Below are 24,013 nucleotides of genomic sequence, written 5' to 3'. Positions count from 1 at the left end.
TTAATCAACGTGATAAATAGTTAGGAAGTTCAAAATAGATAACCGAAGGATCGGGGATGGAGTTCTCGTTGAAACCTTGCAGGTAACAATAGAAGTTTCCTTTGCAGCACAAAGTGTCAGAGTTGAGCACATAATGCAGGCAATCTGTATCGGCTGGAGCGGATTGGTATAGCTGAGTTAGACGCTGCTTCAACAGCTCAAATAGAAGCGATTCTTCAACTAATGGCGATAAGCTTGCTATGACGCCGTAACATGAGTTCAAAATTAGATAGTAGGGGAAATAGCGGTTTACTTTTGCTCTATCCCAATAGTTTTCTGTCGTCTCTGGGCTCCCCAATTGCGGGAAGTGCTCAAATGCGAGCTTGGTAAACCCGACACCTTGGCAGTCTCTAAAATAACCTTTGGTTGGCATACCTTGCTCTAGCTCTACAACGATATTCTGTTGATGAGCAAGTAACACGATACCCAACTGGCTTTGCAACTCGAAAATCGGTACTACAACGTTGTCACAAAACGCTTCAAACCATTGTGTTGCCAATGTTTCGGCGTCTGTTTGATTATTCTGCGCCAGCATGAGAAGTTCGTTGGATAATGCATAGCCGCTCTGCTTATAAGGAGTCTGCTGGCAAAGGGTCGCAAGTACACCATGAGATTTCATCGATTGTTGATCATCAACCGCAAACGGGTTGTCGCGTACGGTCGCCAAGGATTCATCGATAACCTCACCCTTGCTGTCCTTTAAACCGAAGTAACTTGGCTCGTGGATGATAGACAATCCATTGGCGAAATACTTCTTCGCATCATCAGAGAGTGATTGGCAAATACCCGCAAGTGCCGTCCCTCTCTTCACTTCCTTCTCAGATAACAAGCGAATCGAATTGGTCAATTTCACACTCAGCGAGAACTTGAGCATAAACGGCGCGGTCGGATTATAAATAGCGCGAGTGGATGACGTTGCAAACCATGTAGATTGCCCCAGCCCGAGATCAACCAACTTTCCGGAGGCTATCAGTTCCTGCACTTGAGGCAGTGTTAACAACTGTGTCGCTTGCCAAGGATGCATCGGGATAACCTGCCAGCTCGTACTGTTTAAGTACAGTTTTGCGGTATTAGGTAATGCTGTTTCACTCACCTGAAGCTGCTTAACATACTCACGCCAATCACTACCGGTTACCGCACCACCAAACACACACTCATTGGACACTGCAAACCAACGCAAAGCGAAATTGGCTTTTAACTCTGGAGACAATTGCTGGCTAATTTCGAAGCTAAGGTTGGAGCGACTTTTTGGTGCCGGGTGCAATGAGTGACCGACATACAAACTCTGCTCAGATTCCTCAAACGACGTTTGCTGCTCCCCTAAGCTTTGACCATACTGCTCAAGTGCCACCCAAGTATTGCGATGACTTTCCGATACCGCACCGAGGAAATGGTTGCGCTGCGTAACATCAATGCTGCCAGCAATGTCCTCATTGGCAATGATGAGTTCACAGGCCTGCTGGAAGCTTAATGTCTCTGCATAATCGCCACGAGAATTGCGCAGCTCAATTGATGGTGAATAACGGTTAATACCGGTATTAGACTCACTCAATACCTCAACAATAATTAACTTACCATCGCGAATAGGAGCACAAAGGTACTTGGTGCCTTCCTTGTTCACAATCTCCACAAGTGCAGACTCACGATACAGTCCGTTCCAAAAACAGTTCGCCGCCACATCAGTAAAATTGGCATGATGGGTTGTCATTTTTCTTACCTCTTCCGTAACCCTGATAATCAAATGCGAATGCTAATGATTATCACACTCAACATCAATATATTGAATCTTTACCGAAATAGCATCAAACGAAGAAATAGCCATCACCTAACAAGGGACGAACGTGAAAAGAAACAAGTGTGCGGATAAGATCGGGGAAATGACGTGGAACAGGATGATAGAATCATCAGAAAGCAGAAATGAAAAATGGCACTAAAAAGTGCCATTTTTATGATGCCAGTCACACTTTGCTGTGTGTTTTTAGTCCTTTCGTAGTAGCAGGAGGAAGTAACCACCACCAACAACAGAAGCCATTAACCCCGCTGGAAATTGCCATGGAAACCAAAGAGTTCGACCAAGCCAGTCAGCAGATACCATCAATATCGCCCCCACAAAACAAGCAACGATGAGTTGATTCTTCGCTTTATACTGACCTAACGCCCGAGCGATGTGAGGGGCAAGCAGTCCGACAAAACTGAGTGGCCCAATGACCAGTGTCGACAGAGCCGTCAACAGAGACGCCATCACTAGTAAGAACAATCGGGTACGCTTGGTATTCACTCCAACCGAGACAGCAGATACCTGCCCTAGGTTAAGAATATCCAACCAACGACTCGCGATAAACGTCCCACCACCCAAGACAACAACGCCAAAGGCTAAGGCTGACACATCACTGTAACTCGCTAAATAAGTTGAGCCAGACAACCATGTTAATAGTGCTTGGACATTATCTTGCCCAGATGACAACGCCACTCGAAGGATGGCATCTAACGCCGCACTCACAGCAATACCCGTGAGAAGTAACTGTGATGGGGCATAGTTCGAGCGCTTACTAAACTGCAAGATCACCATCATCACTAGTGCCGCACCCACTCCTCCGTAAAGGATTTGTTCGCCTCTTGTTGGCGTGAAGCCAAACCACGCGCAAAGCACCAAAGCCAATGCCGCACCAGAGCTAATACCCATTACCTCTGGACTCGCCATTGGGTTAACTGTGATTCGTTGTATCATGGTCCCAGCTAAAGCCAATCCACACCCCGCAAATATTGCGCCTAGGACACGAGGAAGACGGAGGTTAAGAATGTTAAGATCCGCTGTAACACTCCAACCTAAATGAGTTCGCCCTAAGAACAGCGCACAGCTTGCTATCGTGAGTAATATCGCAGCAAGAATCAAAGAAACTAGAACAAAAGGCTTTGGATTGTATGCTTTGCTGGCAACTTCTTCTGCCTTAAAACTAGACGCAAATTTGTGTTTAGTCAGCAACCAAAGAAGGCATGGCGCACCAAATAATGCAGTCATCGCACCGGTTGGCAATAGTTCACTTGAGACACCGGAGAATGGCTGAATGATCAGGTCAGCGGTTAACAGCAGTAATGCGCCAACACCACCACTGACAAACACTCGATGCACGAACCGTCTAGCACCAAGCATTTTGGCAATAGTGGGAGCGACAAGACCAACAAAACCAATCACTCCTACTGTCGCCACAACAACCGATGTCACGACAACCGCGAGCGTCAGGCCGATGGCTCTCACTCTAGCGACATTCACGCCAGCCGACTCAGCAACTTCACTACCTAGCTCTAAGGCAGAAAGCGGCCGTAGCATTGCCATGACGACCACTAAAATCACACCCAACACAGTTAAAATAGTGATGCTATTGTCCCAACCTTGCTGGGCTAGCGCGCCAGCTCCCCATACAAACAGACTAGTTAGCTGCTGCTCATTAAGCATAACCAACATCATGTTGGTCGCCCCCAAGAACAAGGTCACCACCATACCAGCCAACACCATTTGCAACGGCGCGAACCCTTTTTTAGCGGTCAACAAGAACACTAGCGCTGCGGCAACCATGCCGCCACCAAAAGCAAAGGAGTACTGAATAACACTGCCACCAGCGATGCCAAACAGCAGACTGGTCGTCATACCAAGTTCTGCTCCAGCAGCCACGCCAAGTGTTGTTGGAGAGGCCAACGGATTTTGCAACAGATGCTGCATCAAGCACCCCGCAATTGCCAACGCGGCGCCACATAGCAGCGCCATCGATAAGCGAGGGAAAAAGGTAAAATGGAGGATCAGTTGGCGGTAATCACTATCATCTCGATGAAAAAAGTAAGTTTGCCACTCTGTTGCCGATAATTGGTAGGGTAGCGCGTTATCTACTAGCCAAATCAATGCCACTAATCCAAGGAGCACTGAGACAAGAGCTTTAACGTTGTAGGGAGTGCGCTGTGTAGCTGTTAACTGCATCTGCAAACCCGTTAATGGCCAAGTGTTGATACTTGATTCACGACTTCATCACTAAGTCTCTGCATCGCTATCAAGCTACCGAATGTCCAAACTTTAGGAATAATTTTCACACGATGCTCTCGTGAAAATGCCATGGCTCCCCACAGTGGAGACGCGTTAAGCTGAGCTTGCTCTTGCTGGGTAAGCGGACCAAAAATAAGCACGTTGCTGTCTTGATACTTGGCAAGCTGTTCAACACTTGCAGAAGAAAATCCCCAACTGTTAGTTGGGCCATTCCAGCTATTTTTAAGCGACATCGCCGAAATAGTGTCATTCATCAGAGAACCCGTACTATGGACTCGAACATGTTTATCGCCAATAAAACGTACCATTAGAAATGGTTTACCGTTGTTCAACTTCGCGACCTTAGCGCCATTATCTGCCAGCTTTTTCTCTGTCTGCGCAATCACTGACTTGGCTTGTTCTTGTTTATTAAATACCTCTCCCAACAGAGTCACTAATGATTTAGCGTTCTCGTAAGGTTGTTGTTTTTCGTCGTAAATACTCATAGCAATGGTTGGTGCAATAGCCTTCAGTTTTTCATAAGCAGGCGCTAAATGACCACTCATCAGAATAAGGTCAGGCTTTAAGCTAGCGATAAGTTCTAGGTTTGGTTCACGGCGTGAACCGACATCTATCGTTTCTGAAGGTAATGCCGGCGACCCCACCCAATCTTGATAACCTTTGACGTCAGCCACAGCAATCGGCTTCACACCAAGCGCTAGCGCCGACTCAGCCAAGGCCCAATCAAGCACCACCACACGCTGTGGAGTTTGCTCAAATGTCACGGTTCCTAGTTCATGCTGAACTGTTTTTGCCATAGACAACGTTGACACCACACTCAGCAAAAATGCTATGAGCGCAGTTAGAATGAATTTTGATTGAGTTCGGTATAACACAGTAGGCTTTCCTTGATTGGGTTAGCGAACGTAGCTGATGACGTTCTGAGTTTGTGGGTCAGTAAAGGTAGAGAGAGGCATTCCGTAGATTTCTGATAGTGAGGTTTCATTCATCACCGCTTCTGGCGAGCCATCTACAACAATTCGGCCTCGTTTAAGAGCCACCAGACGGTCACTGAACCTTGCGGCCATATTGACGTCATGGATTACCATAATTACCGTCAGTCCTAGGCTCTGGTTTAATTCTCGAATCAGTTTTAGTAACTCATATTGATGGGTAACATCGAGTGCGGAGGTTGGTTCATCAAGCAAGATACATTCGCTTTGTTGAGCCAATAGCATCGCAACCCAAGCACGCTGCCTCTCACCACCGGATAACGTACTCACAAAACGCTCAGCGAATGGTTCCAAGCCAACACGTTTAATTGCATCTTCGACAAGCTGATAATCTTCAGCGTTATATCTGCCTAACACGCCTTTCCAAGGATAACGGCCAAACATCACTAGTTCACGAACTGTGACACCATCGGTGATAGGTGGATGTTGAGGAAGGTAAGCTACTTTCTTAGCAAACTCTTTTGGCGAGTACTCATCAATGATTTTGCCCTCTAGAGTGACCTCTCCTGATGCGGTTTGATTCTGACGGCTAAGCATTTTAATCAAGCTGGATTTGCCACTACCATTATGACCTAACAGCGACGTGACTTCCCCAGCGACAAAATCCAAATCAAAAGGGACTAGGATTTCAAGTGAGCCTATTTGGAAGCTTGCTTGCTTTAATGAAAACATAATAAATTGAGCATCTTATTATTAAAGCAATTAATATAATTGCAAATGAGAAAGATTTGTATACGCATTGTAATTACTTTAGAGTGATCTGTCACCACTCTATAAAATCTCATTGCTATGCTCGACACTCGTACCATTCAAGCGCAACAACGTCCGACCCGCACTCTATGGCTAATTGGCACATTCGCTTCGCTGATCGGTTTCGGACAAAATGCTCTACTTGTCTCCCTACCGATACTGGTAATGACTACAGATATTGACTTGGGCACATGGTCGATACTAATTGCCATTGGCAGTGTTCTATTTCTACCTAGCGCTCCATTCTGGGGAAAGCAGAGCGATAAATCCGGACCTAGAAAAGTAGTCTCTATCGGATTGCTAGGTCTTGCTGTTACCTTTATCGGTTTTGCTTTGATCATCCATGCCCTAGAACAGAATTGGATTTCAACGACGACAAGTATTTTGTTATTGGGTACATTGAGAATAATCTATGGTTTGACGGTGTCAGGATTAGTGCCTGCCAGTCAACACTGGGCAATACAAACTGTTGGGAAAGAAAATCGGTTGAGTGCGATTACCTCTGTCAGCGCCGCACTTAGCGTTGGCCGAATTGGTGGACCATTGCTATCCGTCGCCTTAGTAAAGTTAAATCCGTTACTTCCTTTCGCTTTCGTCGGTTCCTCCGCGTTATTTCTGGTGACACTGTGCCTATTACAACCCTCAATACCATCAACAGTAAGTCCCAAGAAAATAAAAAGTCGTGCACTTCTCGGCAGTATCAAAAGTTATCTCACCATTGGACTTTGTCTCTGTGCAGCCGTTGGCGTACTGCATTACTCGTTAACGCCGTTGTTGCAAAGCATACCTGAATTAACACCCGAACAATGGTCAGATTGGGTTGGTTATTTGCTGACAACCAGTGCCGTGGCAACGTTATTGACACAGTTGTTTGTCGTAAAGAAAAAACTGTTCTCAGTCAATCAGATGCTTACTTTAGGTGCCTCTCTCACACTCGTCGGTTACGGACTGTTTCTGGTACATAACATTGCCACGTACCTAATCGCTATCATCGTTCTTTCTTCAGGTAACGCTGTAATGGCTCCAGCCTACACGGCAAAAGCAATGCAATATCATAGTGAAAATCAGGGACAAATCAGTGGACTTATTGCGACAGGACATACTATCGGATTTGGATTGGCAGGCCTAATCATGTCATTGAGCGCCTACTTAGATGTTGCACCAATAGGGTTTAGCATCTTGCTCGCTGGTTTGATGATTTTACTTACATTTCGACAGCTCAAGACATAGTCTTTTGGGTTAAGATTGGAGCAGAATCGCAAATTAAATATGCAAATGATTGCATTCTGAAATTATCCATTATTCTAGCGCCAGAGTATTCACACTCTCTACGTCAGACAAGGATAATCATCAGATGAAAAATAAGATAACACTCGCTCTAACTCTCACCTCACTGCTACCATTCTCTCAAGCGGTAGTCGCGCAAAGTTGGGGATACGGCGCGGATAACGGCCCCGCACACTGGGGCTCATTCAGTAGCACGTGCAGCCAAGGTAAAAATCAAAGCCCCATCGACATAGAAACACAATCGCTTACTGCAGCGGAGATGACGCCACTTGAGTTTGACTATTCAGGTGCTATTGACAACGTTACTAATAATGGACATACCATTCAAATTAATGTCACTGGCAACAACACCTTGAAACTGGACCAACAAACGTTCTCGTTAAAACAGTTCCACTTTCATACGCCGTCTGAGAATACCATTAACGGTAAACATGCCCCACTTGAAGCGCATTTCGTTCACGCCAATGACAATGGTGAGCTCGCGGTTGTTGCCGTTATGTACGACATAGGGAAACGAGAAGACTCTGCTCTATCGGCTCTTCTGAATACACTTCCAGCAAATGGTCAGTCAATAAAAGTGGAATCTGATGTAAGACTTGAGCCACTGCTTCCAAGAGTTCATAACTATTATCGTTACAACGGTTCACTAACCACCCCACCATGTAGCGAAGGAGTACGTTGGATTGTTTTGACTGACCCGCAGTTTATTGAACAAGCACCTCTGGATAACTTATCTGGCACTATGGGGAATAATGCGCGTCCGACACAGCCACATAACGCACGCCTAATTCTAAAGTAACTCAGCTCTAAGTTGACAAGGGTGTCTCAGCACTCTTTTTATTAACAAAATCATTACATTAGTGGTGATTTTTTTTGATCAACCTTCCAGAAATACGAATCCCAACCTTTCGAAAATTAACTCTTTGAACTGCTTCAAAGTTTACCGTACGCGTAGCGTGTAACTTAACTGTTAAACAAAATTTAGAATATGTTGCAATGATGAGATTTTGAATAACACGATGTTCAAAAGCATTCCCTACTGAGAATAGTAGGTTAGCCTTGAATAACGGTGGGCAAAACAAGGGGGTGCAGTATGCAACAGTGCGAGATCAACGTATACGATATGAGGAATAAGCAACGGTTTATCGTGCTTAATATCGGCTTTAGCGATACCACCAAAGCGGACTTCATGTGGAGCAATATGCCCACAACGAGTTGCCGAGATTACATTTCTCATTTGGTGGTTTCTGGCAACGTGGTCGCCAAAAAGTATATTACAGAAGATGATTTAAGTGACATGAATCGAGCGGCGTATCGTCAACAGCAGATGTCGATGAGTTGTTAACAGCGGTGCACTCAGATGCACCGCTATGACCAGATTCGGTATGCGCCGTAGCGAGCTTATACCGCCACTGCTGCTAGTGTTTCTTTTAGACCTTGTGCTACGTTTTTAGCAATCAGAAGCTTGCCTTTCTCATCACTGCCTTCCGCTGAAGTCACAATAAGATCCGTTAACTCTTCACCACCAAAACCGACCATTGTAGGGTTTTCTGATGGTACAGCAATCACGTCAATAACTTCGCCATCAGGTGAGATTTTAACCACGGATTGACCTGCATACATAGCTACCCAGTAGTTACCTTCAGCATCCACGCTCGCACCATCAGGACGACCATTGTGTTCAGTAAGGTCACAATGCACTAATTGTTCACCATATTGACCTGTTTCAGCATTGTAGCTGTGTTTATACACTTTACTTGAACCCGTATCTGCCCAGTACAGCCATTGACCATCTGGTGAAAACGCTAGTCCATTGCATGTCCAGGCGAACATTGGTAGCGCTTCAATCGTGCCATCAAGATGCAACTGATGGAATTGCCCTTGGTCACCAACCTTGGCGCCATTGCGCGTGCCAGCAACAAAGCGTCCGCCTGGTGCAGTGCGACCATCGTTGTAACGCATGCGTGGGAACTCAGAGACTAATGGTGCCAAAGACGTTTTTTCTGCACCCCAATTACTAATGTGATACATGCCTGACTTAAGCGCTACGATGAACCCTTGCTCACCATGCATAGCGAAACAACCAATAGGTTCTCCAAACTCAAGTTTTTCGTTCACACCGTCTTTTTGACGCCAAAGCTCTCCGTCACAGATGTTGACCCACATCCAAGATTCATTACGCCAGTCCCAGCGTGGACATTCCGCCAAATCAAAATCTAGATCGACGAACTTTTCAAACTGAATAGGTTGTGCCACGTTCATGTCCTTTTTGTATCAATTAAGGTTGGTAATTTTCTGGAACTGTTGTAACAAAATCAGCGCTAGGGTGCTAGCGCTGATTAACAATTTGAAGGACAAATTATGTCAGCAAGGAACTGGGAATCGTCCCTATTGAATAATCAACGATGTATTCAGTCTCTTTCACCCGCTACTTTGAGTTGACTGGCATTATTAAGCTGGAAGTCGGATTTTAGATACGTGGTATTCGATGGTAGGGCAAATTTGGCTTCATGCTCAGCGACTATCTGATTTATCTTCATCAGTAACTCTTGCTGGATGGTCAAGAACGCTTCCCGCTCTTGGGTATCAATATGGGCGAATATATCAATATCCAGACTGTAATCGCTGAACGAAGAAAAGTGTACTCTTAGTGGGGATGCCAAAATCAACTCGTGTGCTTCCAACATTGAACGGATTTCGCGGGTCAGGCTCACCATCGTTTCCATTGGGGTTTCATAGCGAAGATTGAGAGTCACCAGAAGTGGATAACGGTCCCTGCGGCTGAAATTGATGATTTGCATTTTCACTAGATCGCCGTTAGCTATGGTGACTTGCGTTCGGTCTTTAGCGCGAATCAATGTAGAACGGACACCAATTTGCTCAACCACTCCAGAAACGCTACCTACTTTACAAAAGTCGCCGACAGACAAAGACTTGTCCATAAATAGAATGACCCCGCCTATAAGGTTTTCCATCGTAGGTTTTATCGCCAGAGCGATTGCCATACCACCTAGACTTAGCCCAGTCACAATCCCATAAACGGGAACACCCAAGCGATGTAAACCAAACCCAAGAATAGCCACCCCACATAAGGTACCAACAATGGTGCCCGTGATCTGACTCAAGCTCTTTTTCAAGCCGCTAACCTGACCATTGCCAGAGAACAACACCTTACAGCTTGAGGATGCGACGATGTAAGCGACTTGTGCAATCAAAGGCCAGAACAACAACTCCCCTGTCACATTGAGAAGGTTCATAAGGCCACCTGTAAGATTGAGTTGATAATCAGCCATCCATGTATAACCAAACAATCCCAATGCCATCAAAGAGGGCTTCAACAACGCATGGTGCACTCGTCTGTAAACCAAATACGCGTAACCAGTGAGAAGAGTGGTTAGTAAAAAGAATGCAACCCACTGCCATACTGCTTGATCGGCGATTTCAGACATCATTGAAGGAGGTAGTGAGTCAATAAGTGAAAACCACGCTGGCGGAATCAATCGCCCTGCACTCAATGAATAATATTGATAATAGTCAGGCGTGGAATCCAATTTCGAGGGTAAGTGCTTCACTAATGAGTAGTAATCATGAAGATTCGCCACCGTTTGTCTAGAGAACAGATAATTGCCGGATTCTTGTTTTACTATCTGTATATTGGTATCCGGAATCGTCCAACTTTGGACGTCTTTAGAATCAGGTATCATTGCCGGCTCAAAGCTCGGTATACGATCCAGAACCTCTTTCATTAACATTACCGACTCCATCGCAACCCTATGACGATTAAGATCGGAAATAGCGGATAGATCGAAAGTCTGTGAGGCTTTGTCGAACAACGCGTAGATATTCTGCTTTTGATCCACACTTACATTGGCAATATCGCCATACACCTCCCCTAGTGCCAAATTCGCCTCGGTCACCCGCTTAAGATAGCTTTCATAAGTTGCTTTAGGTGTGCTGGTATCTGGAGGCGCTAAAGGAAAAGCACTTTCCGCCCATGAAGTCATGACGACACAATAACTCAAAAATACTATCAGCGAGTGTTTCATTTGGTCATCCATTAACAGTATGATTTTCTATAAGAATAGGATCTAATTCTTTGAATTCTCGTTTTTTCTTATTGTAATTGTAAGAGTTCGAGGTAATGTGATTTATCTCTCCTAGAACATTCCAAAGGCCAAAATTGCATGACCATAAAAACGCTAGATTCAAAAGTCGTATACAAGAACAATTGGATGACCGTTCGCGAAGATAGAATCGAGCGATCCAGTGGCAAAGAAGGAATCTATGGTGTGGTAGATAAGCCAGACTGTGCGGTTATTATTGCTCTTGATGGTCAGAATATTCACCTAGTTCAACAATTCCGTTATTCGGTAGGTGCTCGCTTTTGGGAGCTTCCTCAGGGTGCTTGGGAGTCTAATCCCTATGCAGATCACCTGGATCTCGCCAAGGGTGAGTTGTTAGAAGAAACCGGGCTTGAAGCCCAAAATATGACTTATGTAGGCAAGCAGCTCATCGCGTACGGCTTCCTCAATCAAACTTGTCACATTTACCTCGCCACTGAACTGACTCAAAAGCAACAGCGCCTTGATAGTGAAGAAGAAGATCTCATCACTCAGGCATTCACGATCAAAGAGTTTGAAACTATGCTCATCGAAGGCAAGATCCAAGATATCGTTACCACAGGTGCATGGGGACTGACCAAAATGAAAGGCTTGATCTCATAGAAAACAGGAAACGGGTCACAAAAGCATTTATAAAGTTCGATATTCGGTAATTATATCCCAAGCTAGGAAAACACAATCCTGATTGAGGAATGACTATGGATCAGTTAACGCTTCAAGAGTGCTTAATCGACACACTTCGGCGACTAGAAAAATACAAAAGTACGATGTGTTTGAGAGAAGACGCCTATGATCTTGAATCTGCGATTAAAAAGCTCACTTAGCAACTTTTTAGTCTTCAGATCCTGAGCGAATTAAAAGGCTCAATTGATGATGTTTCTTCGTCTATCGAGCTCCTACAAATGGTCACTAAAGAAGCGGACGATCATTAGCGCAGGGCTTTGAGCTTGATGACGCGCGAAAGTTAATTGCTCACACTCTCGAAGCCGATCGAGCCTTATCTAAAGTAACACTTGGTGAACTCGGTCACATTTAACCATCCGCATTATTAATAGTTCAACGCCCTCATTACCACAAATAGTAATAAGGCACTTCAAAAAACAACCTTAACCAACTGTTTTAAAAGGGTTAGTATATTATTTACCCTACTTTTACCTCATGCTAACCCATTGATTTACATCATAAGAACTTACTCTTACCCATGTTAGCTTCTCGCCATCATATACATCATGGCGAATAGCAAGGAGCATTCAAATGAGCAGTTCAATTATCCTTCCCTCTACCAATTTGTTAGGCAGTGGTTGTTTATCTCAAGCAGTAGAGACCATTCACCAACAAGGCTTTAGTAAAGCGCTGATAGTGACGGACGCAGTGTTAACTCAAATCGGCCTCGTGGCAACGATTACTGATCAACTCGTCGCTAAGGGAATATCTTTTGCCATTTACGATGGGACACAGCCTAACCCTACCATAGACAATGTAGAACAAGGGCTTTCTGCGTTAGTAGACAATGAATGCGATCTTATTATCTCTGTTGGAGGTGGTTCACCTCATGACTGTGCAAAAGGTATCGCCTTAGTAGCGACTAACGGCGGAAAAATCACCGACTACGAGGGAATCAATCAAGCGGATAAATCACCCTTCCCCTTAGTTGCGATTAATACCACGGCTGGCACCGCTTCTGAGATGACGATGTTCAGTGTCATTACGGATGAAAGTAGACAAATAAAAATGGCGATCGTTGATCAGAAGGTAACGCCATTGGTTTCTGTCAACGACCCTCAATTAATGCTTGCCATGCCGAGCTCACTGACCGCAGCAACGGGTATGGATGCTCTCACTCACGCTATTGAAGCTTATGTCTCAGTTGCCGCGAATCCAATCACAGACACCGTTGCATTAAAAGCGATTGAGCTAATTACCAAACATTTACCAACGTGTGTCAGCGATGGCAGTAACCTCGAAGCTCGGGAGCAGATGGCTTACGCTCAGTTTATGGCAGGTATGGCATTTAACAACGCACTTCTTGGCTACGTGCATGCAATGGCTCATCAATTGGGGGCAACGTATCACCTTCCACATGGTATTTGTAATGCCGTACTCCTTCCTCATGTTCAACGTTTTAATGTCACCGCTAACCCTGGAAAATTCGTGGATATCGCGCAAGCAATGGGTAAAGAGGTTCTTGGATTAACGACAGAAAAGGCTGCTCAACTCGCAATTGAAGCGATGGATGAGCTTGCAAGAGAGATTAACATTCCTGCGACGTTAGCAGAGCTGGGTGTTAACCGAGATGATATTGATAAACTATCAGAAAGCACACTAAATGACGTTTGCTGCTTAACCAATCCTCGCCAGGCTACTAAGGAAGAAATTTCGGAGATATTCCAAGCGGCTTGGTAGTTAAGTTGAAGTAGTCACAAACCCTACATGTTATAGGCATAGCGTCCCAGCTATGCCTTGCATTTACATTGTAAACCGAACTAAAAACCATTAACAAACGCCTTCCCAATCTCATGGTTACAACGCCTACCCGACCATTATTTGAACAATTTACCTACTGGTATCGTAAGAGATTTATCTAACTAGGAGGAGTTAGCATGAACACAAAATTAAGCGCGTTAGAACAGTTTGCTCAGTTTGATAAGTTGGTCATACACTCACTTGAAATGTCGCTTTATCAAGCATCGGTGATTATTGATGGTGACGAACACTACATTACAGAAGAAGATGGGCGACTGATACGCAGCCACAACATCGTTGATATGCGCAGATTGTGCCACAACATTGAGGCAAAAGAAGTCGTTCTAAGACAAGATAATGCGTATGACGAAATGATTGGAAGCCCGATTAGAGTCGGTGAAAACACTTTAGAAGTGCCCTTGGGAAGTTTGAGTTCCGTGATGTAATATTGCGCGAATAAAGTTTGGTGCAGTGCCACTTAACAAGCACTGCACTGATGGTAACTAAGACTATATGCCTAACACTTATTACATCTCGATTGTTTCGCTTCGTAATCCATGACAGCGCCTTGCGAGTCGAAGGAGAAACGGCAGCATTGCTCATACACCGTTTTCAATTCTGTGCGACTTTTTTGCACACGCGATTTGAGCGTCGAGTAGCTAATACCCAATTCCTCAGCAACTTCCTTCTGAGACTTACCCTCGATATCTATCGACTTCAAAAGCTCTGCGGAAGAATCAGACAATGAGCTCATCAGTGGCTGAATACAACTCGCGAGTTGCTGCTTGGCATCTTCTTCTGAGCTTTCATACCACAAGGTTTCTCCCTCTAACAAAGAGGCTTTACCGTTTGCTCGGTAAAAATCGATGACGGAACGATTAGCGATTTGAAATAGCCAAGATTTGATGCTGTCTGGGTTCTGTAGCTTATCGAGATTCTGATACGTTTTTATCAAAATTTCCTGCAGCACATCTTCCGCATCCGATTCGTTGGAAATCTTACTTCTTAAGAAGTTTCGTAAGCCAGTTTGATATTCTGACCAAATTTTCTCTAACATCATCAATTCTCTATGCTAATACTTGGCAAACTGATTATTTCACTGCGCCGTGAGAACGAGCTCGTTTTAACCCATCTATGGCTAATATTAGTAAAGCAACCATCACCAATAAATACGTCGGCATGTCACTCGCAGCCACCCGCTCCCCTAATAGTAGTCCTACACAGAATACTAAAACAGGTTCAACGTACCCTAACAAGCCGAAGAGCGACATAGATAAAGACTGTGACGCAAACAAAAACAGCAACATAGGAACCGAGCCAGCTACCGCCAAGCCAACATAGTAAATCCAAACCGATGCATCCAATTGCTGGATATAGCTCCATGGTTGAAGATAGAGTGTAGCCCCTAGCGCAAATGGCAACAGGAATAAATTATCGAGCGCAAAACCAACATCGCTTTTGACACCCAAAGTCCGCCTATGTACGAAATAAATTGGATAGCCAAGCGCAATCAAAAGTACGATCCACGATAGCCCTTCAGCCATCATATAGGCGTATATCACCCCGGCAGCAGCGACACAGCAAGCCAGAGTTTGTAGCGGTGTCAGTCTATCGCCATAAACAAATCGCCCAACCACCACCAGCACTAAAGGGAGTGAGAAGTAGCCTAAGGCGACTGACAAAGTCTCCCCATATAGGGGCGCCCAAACAAAAATCCAGTATTGCGGTCCAACGAGTAACGCGGAGAACAAATACCGATGCCAACGGTTAACTTGTTTTAGCGCGCTAAAAAGCATACCAATTCTTCGGCTCAGCGTAAGAAACAAGAGCACAACGAGCACGCTCCAGATAATGCGCTGTGCTGCAATCCAATGCCCTTCGCCTCCCGCAACATTAAAGGCTTCTAACTCTGGCTGAAATTGAACATAGAGAGGCAGTAAGCCAAATAAGCATGAGGCTAGAATCGACGCGCTAATCCCTTTCGCTGTGTCGGACAAGCTTAAGAATTTATTAATCATTGGACGCTTTTTATTTGTTAGGAATAACACGCGGACATTACCGCATTTTGAGCCTATTTTATATAGGATTTTTCTATGTCTGATTCACTTTTTATGCACTATTTGCTGTGGTAATTATCACTACTTCGTACCTTTTAGTCCCTTTCCCTATCCACCCTGTACATTAGAATTTGTTGATTCAATTAGAACATAGTTTAGTGAACACTAGAGTAAACCGACTAATGTCCAACTAACACTCATAAGACATTCGAATAGATGGCAGTTGGAGTATTTGTACATTCGCCGTTAAACTACAAAAATCTGACTTAGGAAGACCAGAAACCTTTATAGAATAAAGGGCAGATAGGGAACCAGCTTTCACCTAATAGGCCTGACTAAGTAACAACACATGCAAATATCAAATAGAACCCACCTATTCGCTTTACTGTCACTACCACTGCTTTTCATTTCAAAAACTACCAGTGCGGGAATGATGGACAGTTTTATCGACCCTACGGACGGCAGACTGGATGGCAGTCAGTTTATTTTGGACAACGCAGCTGGCTTTTTGCCAGTTCCCCTTACAGTCACTGACCCCGCAGTTGGCGTCGGTGGTGGTGCTGCGTTGCTTTTCTTCCATGAATCTGAAGAACGTAAAGCGAAACGCTTAGCCGGTGAAAAAGTTGAAGATATTCCAGCCAGTGCATCCGGGCTGATGGCACTTGGAACCAGTAACGGCTCCCATCTTTATGGTGGTTTTCACTCTGGCAACTGGCACAATGACAAAATCCGTTATCTTGGCGGTTTGTTTGGCGCACAATTCAACTTGAAAATGTACGAACAAGATACGCCTCTCGACCTAAGTCTAAAAGGGCTGTATTTCTTTCAAGAGATTGATTTTCGATTAGGGGAATCAAACTTCTTCGTTGGCGGCGCCTACAGCTATATGTCTTCGACATCGACCTTCGACCAAATGAATGAGTTCGCATTGAACTCTAGAGATGGACGAGTGGGCATTCGAGCGATGTACGATAGTCGCAACAACCAGTTTTCCCCAAGAGAAGGGACAAAAGCGGGTATCAAGCTGGATTACCATAGAAAAGCCTTCGGGGGTCAATTCGACTACCAAAAATACAATGCTTATTTCCTCAACTACTCTCGACTTTCATCTAAATGGGGGCTAGGTCTGCGCGCCGATGTAAAATCCATTTCGGACAACGTTGACCCACGAGCAGAAGTGTACGCCAAACCATTTATTGAAATGAGAGGCATAGCAGCGATGCGTTATCGTGGCGACAATACTGCTTTGGGTGAAATCGAACTGAGCTACGACATTGATAATCGCTGGACGATCCTAGGATTTGCTGGCGCAGGTACTGCATTCAATCATGATGAAAGCATCTCTAGAAGCAAAGTTTACTATACCCAAGGTGCCGGTTTTCGATACTTGCTTGCTCGTCAGCTCGGTTTGCGTATGGGTATCGACGTCGCAAAAGGACCCGAAGAGTGGACAACCTATATTCAATTCGGTAGCGCATGGAAATAAACCTTTCCTCCGCTATGTTTAACGTGGCTAGTTGGGTAACCAATCTAGCCACGGTGATATCTTAGTTTGCCTGTTTCATACTGTATACCGAGTACAATACTAAGCATAACCCAACGGCGTGATAGACAGTAAATGCCTCACCTAGAACAAGCACCGCCGCCAGGGCCGTAATGCCAGGGCCGATATTTGACGTGACACTCAATTCGGTCGCGGTTAGTCGTGCCATACCAGCTGCGATAAGGTAAGAGGGAAGCACTGTGCAGAAGATTCCTAATATAATACCCAGCAAAATTAGAGGGAACGACCAGTCACTCGGACTAATCTCTGATAAGGACAAATGCACTAGGATCGCTAATCCGGCGCTACCCATGCCAATACTGGTAAACAGCTCGCTTCCCATCTTACTTATGATGTTTTTACTTAACATTAAGTAAGCGGCAAACACGATGGCCGATGCTATAGCCAAGCCACTCCCCTTCCATACTTCTCTGCCAAAAGACTGTAAGTCGTGAGCGATAATAAAACCAATACCTAAATACCCTATACCAACGGCTTTAAGCACAAGCTTGGACGGCGCTTGTCCCAGAAATACCCAAGAAAATAGCACCACGAAGCTGGGGAATAGGAATATAAGTAACCGTTCGAGTTGAGCACTGATGAACTCCAATGCGGCTATATCTAGATAACTGGCAACGTAGTAACCTAAAACGCCTACTAATGCAGCTTGCCACCCAAAACGTCTAACCTGCTGGCGCTTTTCCGCTGAACGACAAAGAAAACAAAGCACCAACAAATAAAAAGGCAGTGAGCTGAACGCTCGCAACGACATAATGGTTGTAGCGTCGCCACCATATTGAAAAGCGATTTTAATCAATATTGGTTTGAGTGAGAAAAGTGCCGCTCCTGATAAAGCAAACATTAGCCCTTTAACATATTGGGGCTTCGATGACGTTTGGGATGATTCTATCGCGTTGCTCATTCTTACTCCCTTTCAATAAAGGCTACGAGAATAAGCGGTGTGGGCTGGCTACGCTTTACTCGTAGCCAGGCACAGAAAAACCTACCGAGCTACTGGTATATCGAGTAGAAGCCAGAGGTAGTTAGCCTGTGCAAACATATGAATTTCCTTAGTGATGAAATAACAGACTATTTCATCACCTATCAATATGCAACTGCCAATACGGTTTTCATAAACAAGCAGCTAAGGTTTAAGCGAGATTTCGAAGATAATTACATAGCCATGCGATGGCATGATCGTTAATGCTAGCTCGGTTCCACACCAAACTGTATGCCACCTTACCGTATTCAAAAGGCAGGGGCTTTGCCACTAATCCTTTTGCTTGAAGCGCAATATCGGCCCATTTTTTAGAACAAGTAAACAGCAAATTGGATTGATGACACAGTACAGCTGCCGCACCAAAGTCTGAAACATTCACTTTTACATCTCTAGCGCGATATTTCTGTCGTAGAGTCTGCTCAAAATAAGGGCGATTGAGCTCGGCATCTGCGATACCGATATGCTGACTATTTAGATAATGATCAATTGTCAGTTCATGCTTCGCTAACGGATGGTCAGAAGACATTAGGCAAACCAACTCATCTTCTAAGATCACTTCCCAAATCAACTCTTTGGTATTGGTTGGAGCTTGACTAACATCGTGAGGGAGAATAATGAAGTCTACTTGGCCACTGTGCAAAGCGTCGAAACCAAATCGAGCTTTTGTCATGATTTGAAGTTTAGCCTTTGGAGTGCACTCTATGGTGAGGCGCGCTAAGGAATGCGCAAACAGCTCAAATGTGCTCTCTCTCATCGATAGGCTAAAGCGACCTTCAAATGAGTTTGGCTCAAATCGTGTTTGGTTCAGTAAACCGTTCATACTTGCCAGCATAGAGTGAATCAATGGCGCGATTTTTACGGCATAAGGGGTTGGAGTGAGTTGGGAGCCATCACGATAGAACAGTTCATCGTCTAATATTTCACGTAACTGAGTGATGGTTTTGCTCACACTGGATGGCGTAACCGACAGTACTTCTGCTGATTTGGTGACACTGCTTGTGTCAAGCATGACATGAAGCGCCAGAAGGTGCTTAAAGCCTACTTTTGATAATCCTTCGATATCCATCAAGTACTAATCCATTAGGTTATTGGTTAATTGCTCACAGATTCGTTTCAGGGTCAGTGCGTCTTCCAGTTCCAATTGAGCCTTACACGCAATAGAGTTTGGGACTGACATGGCTTTGTCACGTAGAGCAAAGCCCTGTTCTGTGACGGTAATCATTCTTGCACGCTCGTCTGTTTCACTACGTTTTCTCTCCACAAGCCCTTTCTGTTCCAGTCTTTTAAGTAAAGGGGTAAGCGTCCCAGAATCCAGCTTCAAGTCTGCACCAATGTCTTTAACATTCATCGGTGCTTTCTTCCACAATACAAGCATGGTCATGTATTGCAGATATGTCAGGTCAATCTGTTCCAAAATTGGTCGATAAGCACGCGTTAGCGCGTTGCTTGCGCTATATAGCGCAAAGCAAACTTGCTTATCGATATCTAATGATTCTAGCTGGTCGAACTTCATATCTTTCCAAACCATTTATTTATATTGCGCACAATATACTTGCAATCACTCTTATTTAGAAATATTATTTGTGCACAATCTAATTTTGCACAATCATTATTAATATATAAGGAACGAATCATGTCTGCACTCTATACAACTTCTGCTACCGCTCTTGCTGGACGTAACGGCCAAGTGACTACAGATGATGGTCTATTGGATCTTGCGTTGTCATACCCTAAAGCACTTGGCGGTACGGGAGCAGCGACTAACCCTGAACAGCTTTTTGCTGCTGGTTATTCAGCGTGTTTTTCGAACGCAATCCTCCATGTTGCTCAGCAACAGAAGCTTAGCCTAAAAGCAGCGCCGACAAAGGCAACGGTTGCATTAAAAGCAAACGAACAGGGCGGATTTGTTTTAGATGTTGCGCTTGATGTGACATTAGATATGGAAGACGCCGCAGCTATTGGTCTGGTTCGCGTTGCACACCAAGTATGTCCATATTCAAACGCCCTACGAGGCAATGTTGATGTATCAGTTACTGCAAACGGTCAAGCTATCTAACTGATTCTAGTGGGCGCATTGCGCCCTCTTACCTTTTGCCTTTTGCCTTTTGCCTTTTGCCTTTTGCCTTTTGCCTTTTGCCTTTTGCCTTCAAAAATGACCTAACTTACGTGTCGTAACCACTTTATTTATCTATCGAAATTTTTAGCTTTCATCCCTTTCACTTTGTTGATTTTGTCGACATAAAACCGCTGAAAGGCGATCACGATCAAGAAAAATCGCAAAATTCACAGAAAAGTAATAGCCGACTCGAAAAACTTATTTTATAATGCGAATTAATGTTTCAGAACAAACTAAATTCTATTATTAGGGGATCAACATGAGACTTATTCCATTACAGAACGCTGGACAAGTAGGCAAATGGGCAGCACGCCATATCGCAGAGCGTATCAATGCATTCCAACCAACTGCTGAAAAACCATTTGTTCTAGGTTTGCCAACTGGTGGAACACCTCTTTCTACATACAAAGAGCTGATCGCACTATACAATGCTGGTGAAGTAAGCTTCAAAAACGTTGTTACTTTCAACATGGATGAGTACGTTGGTATCGACCCTGAGCACCCAGAATCTTACCGTTCGTTCATGTACAACAACTTCTTCAATCACGTAGACATCCAAGAAGAGAATATCAACCTTCTTGACGGTCTAGCTGATGACATCGACGCTCATTGTGCGGCTTACGAAGAGAAGATTCGTTCATACGGCAAGATCAACCTATTCATGGGCGGTGTTGGTATTGATGGTCATATCGCATTCAATGAACCAGGTTCTTCTCTAGCATCTCGTACTCGTATCAAAACTCTGACAGAAGATACCCGTATCGCTAACTCTCGTTTCTTCGATAACGATATCAATCAAGTACCTAAGTACGCACTAACTATCGGTGTTGCGACTCTTCTAGACGCTGAAGAAGTAATGATCCTAACTCTAGGCCACAACAAAGCACTTGCTCTACAAATGGCAGTTGAAGGTTCTGTAAACCACATGTGGACAGTGACAGCACTTCAAATGCACCGCAAAGCAATCATCGTTGCTGACGATGCTGCTCAGCAAGAACTTAAAGTTAAGACGGTTCGCTACTTCAACGAGCTTGAAGTTGAGAACATCAAAGGTCTATAAGACAACTTTTTGAACAAGGGTAATGGAACTTTTTTGTTACCCTTTGTTCTAAAAAGACGTCACTTGCAACAAAGAGTGACTAGCAATGGAGTGCTAACGTATTCCAAAGCTCCGTATAAGTCGGGCTTATATGCCAAGCTAAGCCCGACTATCTCTCCTCTCTCTTCTTTCTTACTCAATCCACTTTTTTGATTTCTAAACCACCGACTACAACTTTTATTGCATCCTTTCATTGAGTTAACTCGAACAACCTCAAGTCACAGCAGACTGTGCTTGAAAAGGAACGTCACGATTGAGAGACTGTCTCAACTTATCCGAATATAGCCAAACCAATGACTCCTCAACAATTACTCAAATCCCTTTTTGGTTACGATGAATTCCGTCATCAACAAGAGTCCATCATCGAGACCCTGATATCGGGAAACGATGTACTGACCTTAATGCCTACTGGGGGCGGAAAATCCATCTGTTATCAGATCCCTGCCATTTTGCGTCAAGGGGTTGGGATTGTTGTGTCACCACTCATTGCTTTGATGCAAGACCAAGTCGATGCCCTTCATCAGATCGGTGTAAAAGCCGCATATTTAAACTCAACCTTAACCCCCTATGATCAGCAGGTTGTCGAACAACAGCTCAGATCAGGTGATATCGATATTCTGTATGTGGCTCCTGAACGACTAGTGCTGGAACGAACGCTTGGTCTGCTAGAGCAGTGCCATTTATCGTTATTCGCCATTGATGAAGCACACTGCGTTAGCCAATGGGGGCACGACTTTCGTCCTGAATACCAAAAGCTGGATGTCCTAAAGCAGCGCTTTCCTTCTGTTCCGCGAATCGCACTTACCGCGACTGCGGATAGTCGGACACAGCAAGAAATTATCGAGCAACTGGCCTTGGAGAACGCCGAAGTCTTCGTTCACAGTTTTGATAGACCAAATATTCAATACCACGTCTCGGATCTTAGCAATGCCAAGCAAGAACTTTGGTCCTTTATCCAAGCTCATCATCCAGAAGATGCAGGTATTATCTATTGCCTGTCCCGAAAAAAGGTTGAAGAAACGGCTCAATGGCTCAATGAGTTAGGTAGGGTAGCTCTTCCTTATCATGCCGGTATGTCAGCGGATCAACGAGCTTTGAATCAACAAAGGTTCTTACGAGAAGATGGCATCGTCATCGTTGCTACGATTGCGTTTGGTATGGGGATTGATAAGCCTAATGTACGTTTTGTTGGACACTTAAGTCTGCCAAAGAGTATTGAAGCCTATTACCAAGAGACGGGACGTGCCGGACGTGATGGTCAGCCAGCCAACGCCTGGATGGCTTTTGGTATGCAAGACATGGTATTACAACGCCAAATGGTGCAAAACTCCGACGCTTCGGAGCAATTCAAATTTACTTCCATTCAAAAACTCAATGCACTGCTGGGCTACTGCGATCTTGCCACTTGTCGTCGCCAAGCACTCTTGGCTTATTTTGGAGAATCACTGGAACAGCCGTGCGGTAACTGTGATAACTGTCTTACACCACCTGAGACTTGGGATGGACTCAAAGCGACTCAAAAAGCACTTTCTACCGTGTTTCGTACCGAGCAACGCTTTGGTGCCAGCTATTTAATTAATATCCTACTGGGTAAATCAGACCAAAGAATTGAACAAAACCAGCACCATAACGTCTCTACGTTCGGTATCGGCACCGAACTAAGCGCGAAACAATGGCAAGGCGTATTTCGTCAATTACTTGCCATGAACCTGCTAGAGGTACATGGAGATCATGGCAGTCTCCGCTTGACCGAACATTGTCGACCATACTTGAAAGGTGAAGCCCCTATCCAATTACGAAAGCTTCGTAGTTCTAATTCAAAAGCTCGCTCTAGCACTAAAAGTCGCCGTACTGGACTTTCAACAGGAGACATCAAACAGTTTGATGTATTAAAACAGGTGCGCTCATCATTAGCAACAGAGCAACAAGTTCCTGCCTATATCATCTGTAGCGACGCGACATTAGAAGCGCTATCGATGGAGAGACCTCAACAACTTAACGAGCTGCATCAAATCTCAGGGTTTGGCGAGACTAAAATCAATAAATATGGTCAGCGCTTTATTGATGCTATCGAGCCCAAAACTGAGCAAGAAATAGTCTTAAATGAGACTGAGCTTGAGTCACTAACACGACTTCAACAAGGATTAACGCCTGAACAGATTGCGACTGAGCGTAATATTAAACCGGCAACGGTATTGGCTCATTTAGCCAAAGCGATAGAGATCAATGCCTGCCAACTCGAACAAGTCGTCGATATTAGTGAGGCAGAGTTTGATAACATCACAACAACAGCAATTAGTTTAAATACATTAGAAGATTTCAAACTCAAGCCGCTCTATGAGCACCTCGAGCAGAACTACGACTATGCCGTTTTGAAGTGTGTCGTAGCAAAAATCTCATCAAACGCAAAAAATTCTGTGAAATAAAAATGAAAAATCAGTTTTCAAGTTTGCTATTCGCTTTACCACTTTAGTCTAATGTTCCAATCGGAGTGGTGAATATATGATCAAACT

At 44.5% G+C, this 24,013-nt stretch carries 22 protein-coding genes; 11 read left to right on the top strand and 11 right to left on the bottom strand.

The window, feature by feature from the left end:
• Positions 1-4: 4 nt before the first annotated feature.
• From AWH66_RS11365 to AWH66_RS11350, 4 genes are all read right to left on the bottom strand, one after another.
• Positions 5-1,747: an IucA/IucC family protein gene (locus AWH66_RS11365; RefSeq protein ID WP_063603057.1), complete on the bottom strand. Its 1,743-nt coding sequence runs from the start codon at positions 1,745-1,747 to the stop codon at positions 5-7.
• A gap of 270 nt (positions 1,748-2,017) precedes the next feature.
• The gene (fhuB, locus tag AWH66_RS11360) at positions 2,018-4,009 is read right to left on the bottom strand and encodes a Fe(3+)-hydroxamate ABC transporter permease FhuB (protein WP_063603056.1); all 1,992 of its coding nucleotides are present in this window, start codon (positions 4,007-4,009) and stop codon (positions 2,018-2,020) included.
• An 11-nt stretch (positions 4,010-4,020) separates the two neighbouring features.
• A complete protein-coding gene (locus AWH66_RS11355; RefSeq protein WP_083400012.1) occupies positions 4,021-4,947 on the bottom strand; it encodes an ABC transporter substrate-binding protein in 927 nt (308 codons plus the stop codon).
• Between the two features lie 21 nt (positions 4,948-4,968).
• Positions 4,969-5,736: an ABC transporter ATP-binding protein gene (locus tag AWH66_RS11350; RefSeq protein ID WP_063603055.1), complete on the bottom strand. Its 768-nt coding sequence runs from the start codon at positions 5,734-5,736 to the stop codon at positions 4,969-4,971.
• Between the two features lie 117 nt (positions 5,737-5,853).
• Between AWH66_RS11350 and AWH66_RS11345 the strand changes: the two genes are divergently transcribed.
• The 3 genes from AWH66_RS11345 to AWH66_RS11335 all read left to right on the top strand — a co-directional run bounded on the left by AWH66_RS11345 (position 5,854) and on the right by AWH66_RS11335 (position 8,446).
• Positions 5,854-7,044, top strand: coding sequence for an MFS transporter (locus AWH66_RS11345; protein WP_063603054.1), 1,191 nt, complete (start codon positions 5,854-5,856; stop codon positions 7,042-7,044).
• Positions 7,045-7,168: 124 nt separating this feature from the next.
• A complete protein-coding gene (locus tag AWH66_RS11340) occupies positions 7,169-7,900 on the top strand; it encodes a carbonic anhydrase (protein WP_063603053.1) in 732 nt (243 codons plus the stop codon).
• Between the two features lie 294 nt (positions 7,901-8,194).
• Positions 8,195-8,446 carry a hypothetical protein gene (locus AWH66_RS11335; RefSeq protein WP_006070371.1) on the top strand — a complete coding sequence of 84 codons (252 nt, stop codon included), beginning with the start codon at positions 8,195-8,197 and terminating at the stop codon, positions 8,444-8,446.
• 56 nt (positions 8,447-8,502) lie between these two features.
• Here the strand turns inward: AWH66_RS11335 and AWH66_RS11330 are convergent, their stop codons facing one another.
• Together AWH66_RS11330 and AWH66_RS11325 are read right to left on the bottom strand one after the other, a co-directional pair.
• Positions 8,503-9,363, bottom strand: a complete 861-nt coding sequence (locus tag AWH66_RS11330) for an SMP-30/gluconolactonase/LRE family protein (protein WP_063603052.1) — start codon at positions 9,361-9,363, stop codon at positions 8,503-8,505.
• Positions 9,364-9,512: 149 nt separating this feature from the next.
• Positions 9,513-11,147 (bottom strand): mechanosensitive ion channel family protein, encoded by a 1,635-nt coding sequence (locus AWH66_RS11325; RefSeq protein WP_063603698.1) that lies wholly within the window; start codon positions 11,145-11,147, stop codon positions 9,513-9,515.
• A 138-nt stretch (positions 11,148-11,285) separates the two neighbouring features.
• Here AWH66_RS11325 and AWH66_RS11320 point away from each other — a divergent pair, with 138 nt between their 5' ends.
• The 4 genes from AWH66_RS11320 to AWH66_RS11310 all read left to right on the top strand — a co-directional run bounded on the left by AWH66_RS11320 (position 11,286) and on the right by AWH66_RS11310 (position 14,131).
• On the top strand, positions 11,286-11,825 hold the full coding sequence (locus tag AWH66_RS11320; RefSeq protein WP_063603051.1) for an NUDIX domain-containing protein: 540 nt from the start codon (positions 11,286-11,288) through the stop codon (positions 11,823-11,825).
• A 95-nt stretch (positions 11,826-11,920) separates the two neighbouring features.
• On the top strand, positions 11,921-12,046 hold the full coding sequence (locus tag AWH66_RS26225; RefSeq protein ID WP_276204917.1) for a hypothetical protein: 126 nt from the start codon (positions 11,921-11,923) through the stop codon (positions 12,044-12,046).
• Between the two features lie 430 nt (positions 12,047-12,476).
• Positions 12,477-13,625 (top strand): iron-containing alcohol dehydrogenase, encoded by a 1,149-nt coding sequence (locus AWH66_RS11315; protein ID WP_063603050.1) that lies wholly within the window; start codon positions 12,477-12,479, stop codon positions 13,623-13,625.
• Between the two features lie 197 nt (positions 13,626-13,822).
• Positions 13,823-14,131, top strand: a complete 309-nt coding sequence (locus AWH66_RS11310) for a DUF6482 family protein (protein ID WP_063603049.1) — start codon at positions 13,823-13,825, stop codon at positions 14,129-14,131.
• A gap of 71 nt (positions 14,132-14,202) precedes the next feature.
• Here the strand turns inward: AWH66_RS11310 and sigZ are convergent, their stop codons facing one another.
• Both sigZ and rarD read right to left on the bottom strand, forming a co-directional pair.
• Positions 14,203-14,742 carry an RNA polymerase sigma factor SigZ gene (gene sigZ, locus AWH66_RS11305; protein ID WP_083400022.1) on the bottom strand — a complete coding sequence of 180 codons (540 nt, stop codon included), beginning with the start codon at positions 14,740-14,742 and terminating at the stop codon, positions 14,203-14,205.
• Positions 14,743-14,776: 34 nt separating this feature from the next.
• Complete coding sequence (gene rarD / locus AWH66_RS11300; protein WP_063603047.1) at positions 14,777-15,703, bottom strand: EamA family transporter RarD; 927 nt, start codon at positions 15,701-15,703, stop codon at positions 14,777-14,779.
• A gap of 388 nt (positions 15,704-16,091) precedes the next feature.
• On the opposite strand from rarD, the gene AWH66_RS11295 reads away from it, so the two are divergent.
• Entirely contained in the window at positions 16,092-17,228 is a 1,137-nt protein-coding gene (locus tag AWH66_RS11295; protein ID WP_083400009.1) for a BamA/TamA family outer membrane protein, read from the top strand.
• Positions 17,229-17,289: 61 nt separating this feature from the next.
• Here AWH66_RS11295 and AWH66_RS11290 read toward each other — a convergent pair whose 3' ends face one another.
• The 3 genes from AWH66_RS11290 to ohrR all read right to left on the bottom strand — a co-directional run bounded on the left by AWH66_RS11290 (position 17,290) and on the right by ohrR (position 19,813).
• Positions 17,290-18,207 (bottom strand): DMT family transporter, encoded by a 918-nt coding sequence (locus AWH66_RS11290; protein ID WP_063603046.1) that lies wholly within the window; start codon positions 18,205-18,207, stop codon positions 17,290-17,292.
• A 229-nt stretch (positions 18,208-18,436) separates the two neighbouring features.
• A complete protein-coding gene (locus AWH66_RS11285) occupies positions 18,437-19,351 on the bottom strand; it encodes a LysR family transcriptional regulator (protein WP_063603045.1) in 915 nt (304 codons plus the stop codon).
• A 6-nt stretch (positions 19,352-19,357) separates the two neighbouring features.
• On the bottom strand, positions 19,358-19,813 hold the full coding sequence (gene ohrR, locus AWH66_RS11280; RefSeq protein WP_063603044.1) for a transcriptional regulator OhrR: 456 nt from the start codon (positions 19,811-19,813) through the stop codon (positions 19,358-19,360).
• A 105-nt stretch (positions 19,814-19,918) separates the two neighbouring features.
• Between ohrR and ohr the strand changes: the two genes are divergently transcribed.
• From ohr to recQ, 3 genes are all read left to right on the top strand, one after another.
• The gene (ohr, locus tag AWH66_RS11275; RefSeq protein WP_063603043.1) at positions 19,919-20,341 is read left to right on the top strand and encodes an organic hydroperoxide reductase Ohr; all 423 of its coding nucleotides are present in this window, start codon (positions 19,919-19,921) and stop codon (positions 20,339-20,341) included.
• Between the two features lie 319 nt (positions 20,342-20,660).
• Complete coding sequence (nagB, locus tag AWH66_RS11270; RefSeq protein WP_006070357.1) at positions 20,661-21,461, top strand: glucosamine-6-phosphate deaminase; 801 nt, start codon at positions 20,661-20,663, stop codon at positions 21,459-21,461.
• A gap of 332 nt (positions 21,462-21,793) precedes the next feature.
• Positions 21,794-23,926, top strand: a complete 2,133-nt coding sequence (recQ, locus tag AWH66_RS11265) for a DNA helicase RecQ (RefSeq protein ID WP_063603042.1) — start codon at positions 21,794-21,796, stop codon at positions 23,924-23,926.
• The last annotated feature ends 87 nt before the right edge of the window (positions 23,927-24,013 follow it).

The sequence above is a fragment of the Vibrio barjaei genome (assembly GCF_001639065.2).
In the GTDB taxonomy this organism is placed as follows: Bacteria; Pseudomonadota; Gammaproteobacteria; order Enterobacterales; family Vibrionaceae; genus Vibrio; species Vibrio barjaei.
Note: the sequence above shows the minus strand (reverse complement) of the source record. Positions and strands in the feature narration are given on the sequence as shown.

Coding starts and splice junctions, on each gene's coding strand:
- AWH66_RS11365 (WP_063603057.1), bottom strand. CDS start 1,747: ATGACAACCCATCATGCCAATTTTACTGATGTGGCGGCGAACTGTTTT.
- fhuB (WP_063603056.1), bottom strand. CDS start 4,009: ATGCAGTTAACAGCTACACAGCGCACTCCCTACAACGTTAAAGCTCTT.
- AWH66_RS11350 (WP_063603055.1), bottom strand. CDS start 5,736: ATGTTTTCATTAAAGCAAGCAAGCTTCCAAATAGGCTCACTTGAAATC.
- AWH66_RS11345 (WP_063603054.1), top strand. CDS start 5,854: ATGCTCGACACTCGTACCATTCAAGCGCAACAACGTCCGACCCGCACT.
- AWH66_RS11340 (WP_063603053.1), top strand. CDS start 7,169: ATGAAAAATAAGATAACACTCGCTCTAACTCTCACCTCACTGCTACCA.
- AWH66_RS11335 (WP_006070371.1), top strand. CDS start 8,195: ATGCAACAGTGCGAGATCAACGTATACGATATGAGGAATAAGCAACGG.
- AWH66_RS11330 (WP_063603052.1), bottom strand. CDS start 9,363: ATGAACGTGGCACAACCTATTCAGTTTGAAAAGTTCGTCGATCTAGAT.
- AWH66_RS11325 (WP_063603698.1), bottom strand. CDS start 11,147: ATGAAACACTCGCTGATAGTATTTTTGAGTTATTGTGTCGTCATGACT.
- AWH66_RS11320 (WP_063603051.1), top strand. CDS start 11,286: ATGACCATAAAAACGCTAGATTCAAAAGTCGTATACAAGAACAATTGG.
- AWH66_RS26225 (WP_276204917.1), top strand. CDS start 11,921: ATGGATCAGTTAACGCTTCAAGAGTGCTTAATCGACACACTTCGGCGA.
- AWH66_RS11315 (WP_063603050.1), top strand. CDS start 12,477: ATGAGCAGTTCAATTATCCTTCCCTCTACCAATTTGTTAGGCAGTGGT.
- AWH66_RS11310 (WP_063603049.1), top strand. CDS start 13,823: ATGAACACAAAATTAAGCGCGTTAGAACAGTTTGCTCAGTTTGATAAG.
- sigZ (WP_083400022.1), bottom strand. CDS start 14,742: ATGTTAGAGAAAATTTGGTCAGAATATCAAACTGGCTTACGAAACTTC.
- rarD (WP_063603047.1), bottom strand. CDS start 15,703: ATGATTAATAAATTCTTAAGCTTGTCCGACACAGCGAAAGGGATTAGC.
- AWH66_RS11295 (WP_083400009.1), top strand. CDS start 16,092: ATGCAAATATCAAATAGAACCCACCTATTCGCTTTACTGTCACTACCA.
- AWH66_RS11290 (WP_063603046.1), bottom strand. CDS start 18,207: ATGAGCAACGCGATAGAATCATCCCAAACGTCATCGAAGCCCCAATAT.
- AWH66_RS11285 (WP_063603045.1), bottom strand. CDS start 19,351: ATGGATATCGAAGGATTATCAAAAGTAGGCTTTAAGCACCTTCTGGCG.
- ohrR (WP_063603044.1), bottom strand. CDS start 19,813: ATGGTTTGGAAAGATATGAAGTTCGACCAGCTAGAATCATTAGATATC.
- ohr (WP_063603043.1), top strand. CDS start 19,919: ATGTCTGCACTCTATACAACTTCTGCTACCGCTCTTGCTGGACGTAAC.
- nagB (WP_006070357.1), top strand. CDS start 20,661: ATGAGACTTATTCCATTACAGAACGCTGGACAAGTAGGCAAATGGGCA.
- recQ (WP_063603042.1), top strand. CDS start 21,794: ATGACTCCTCAACAATTACTCAAATCCCTTTTTGGTTACGATGAATTC.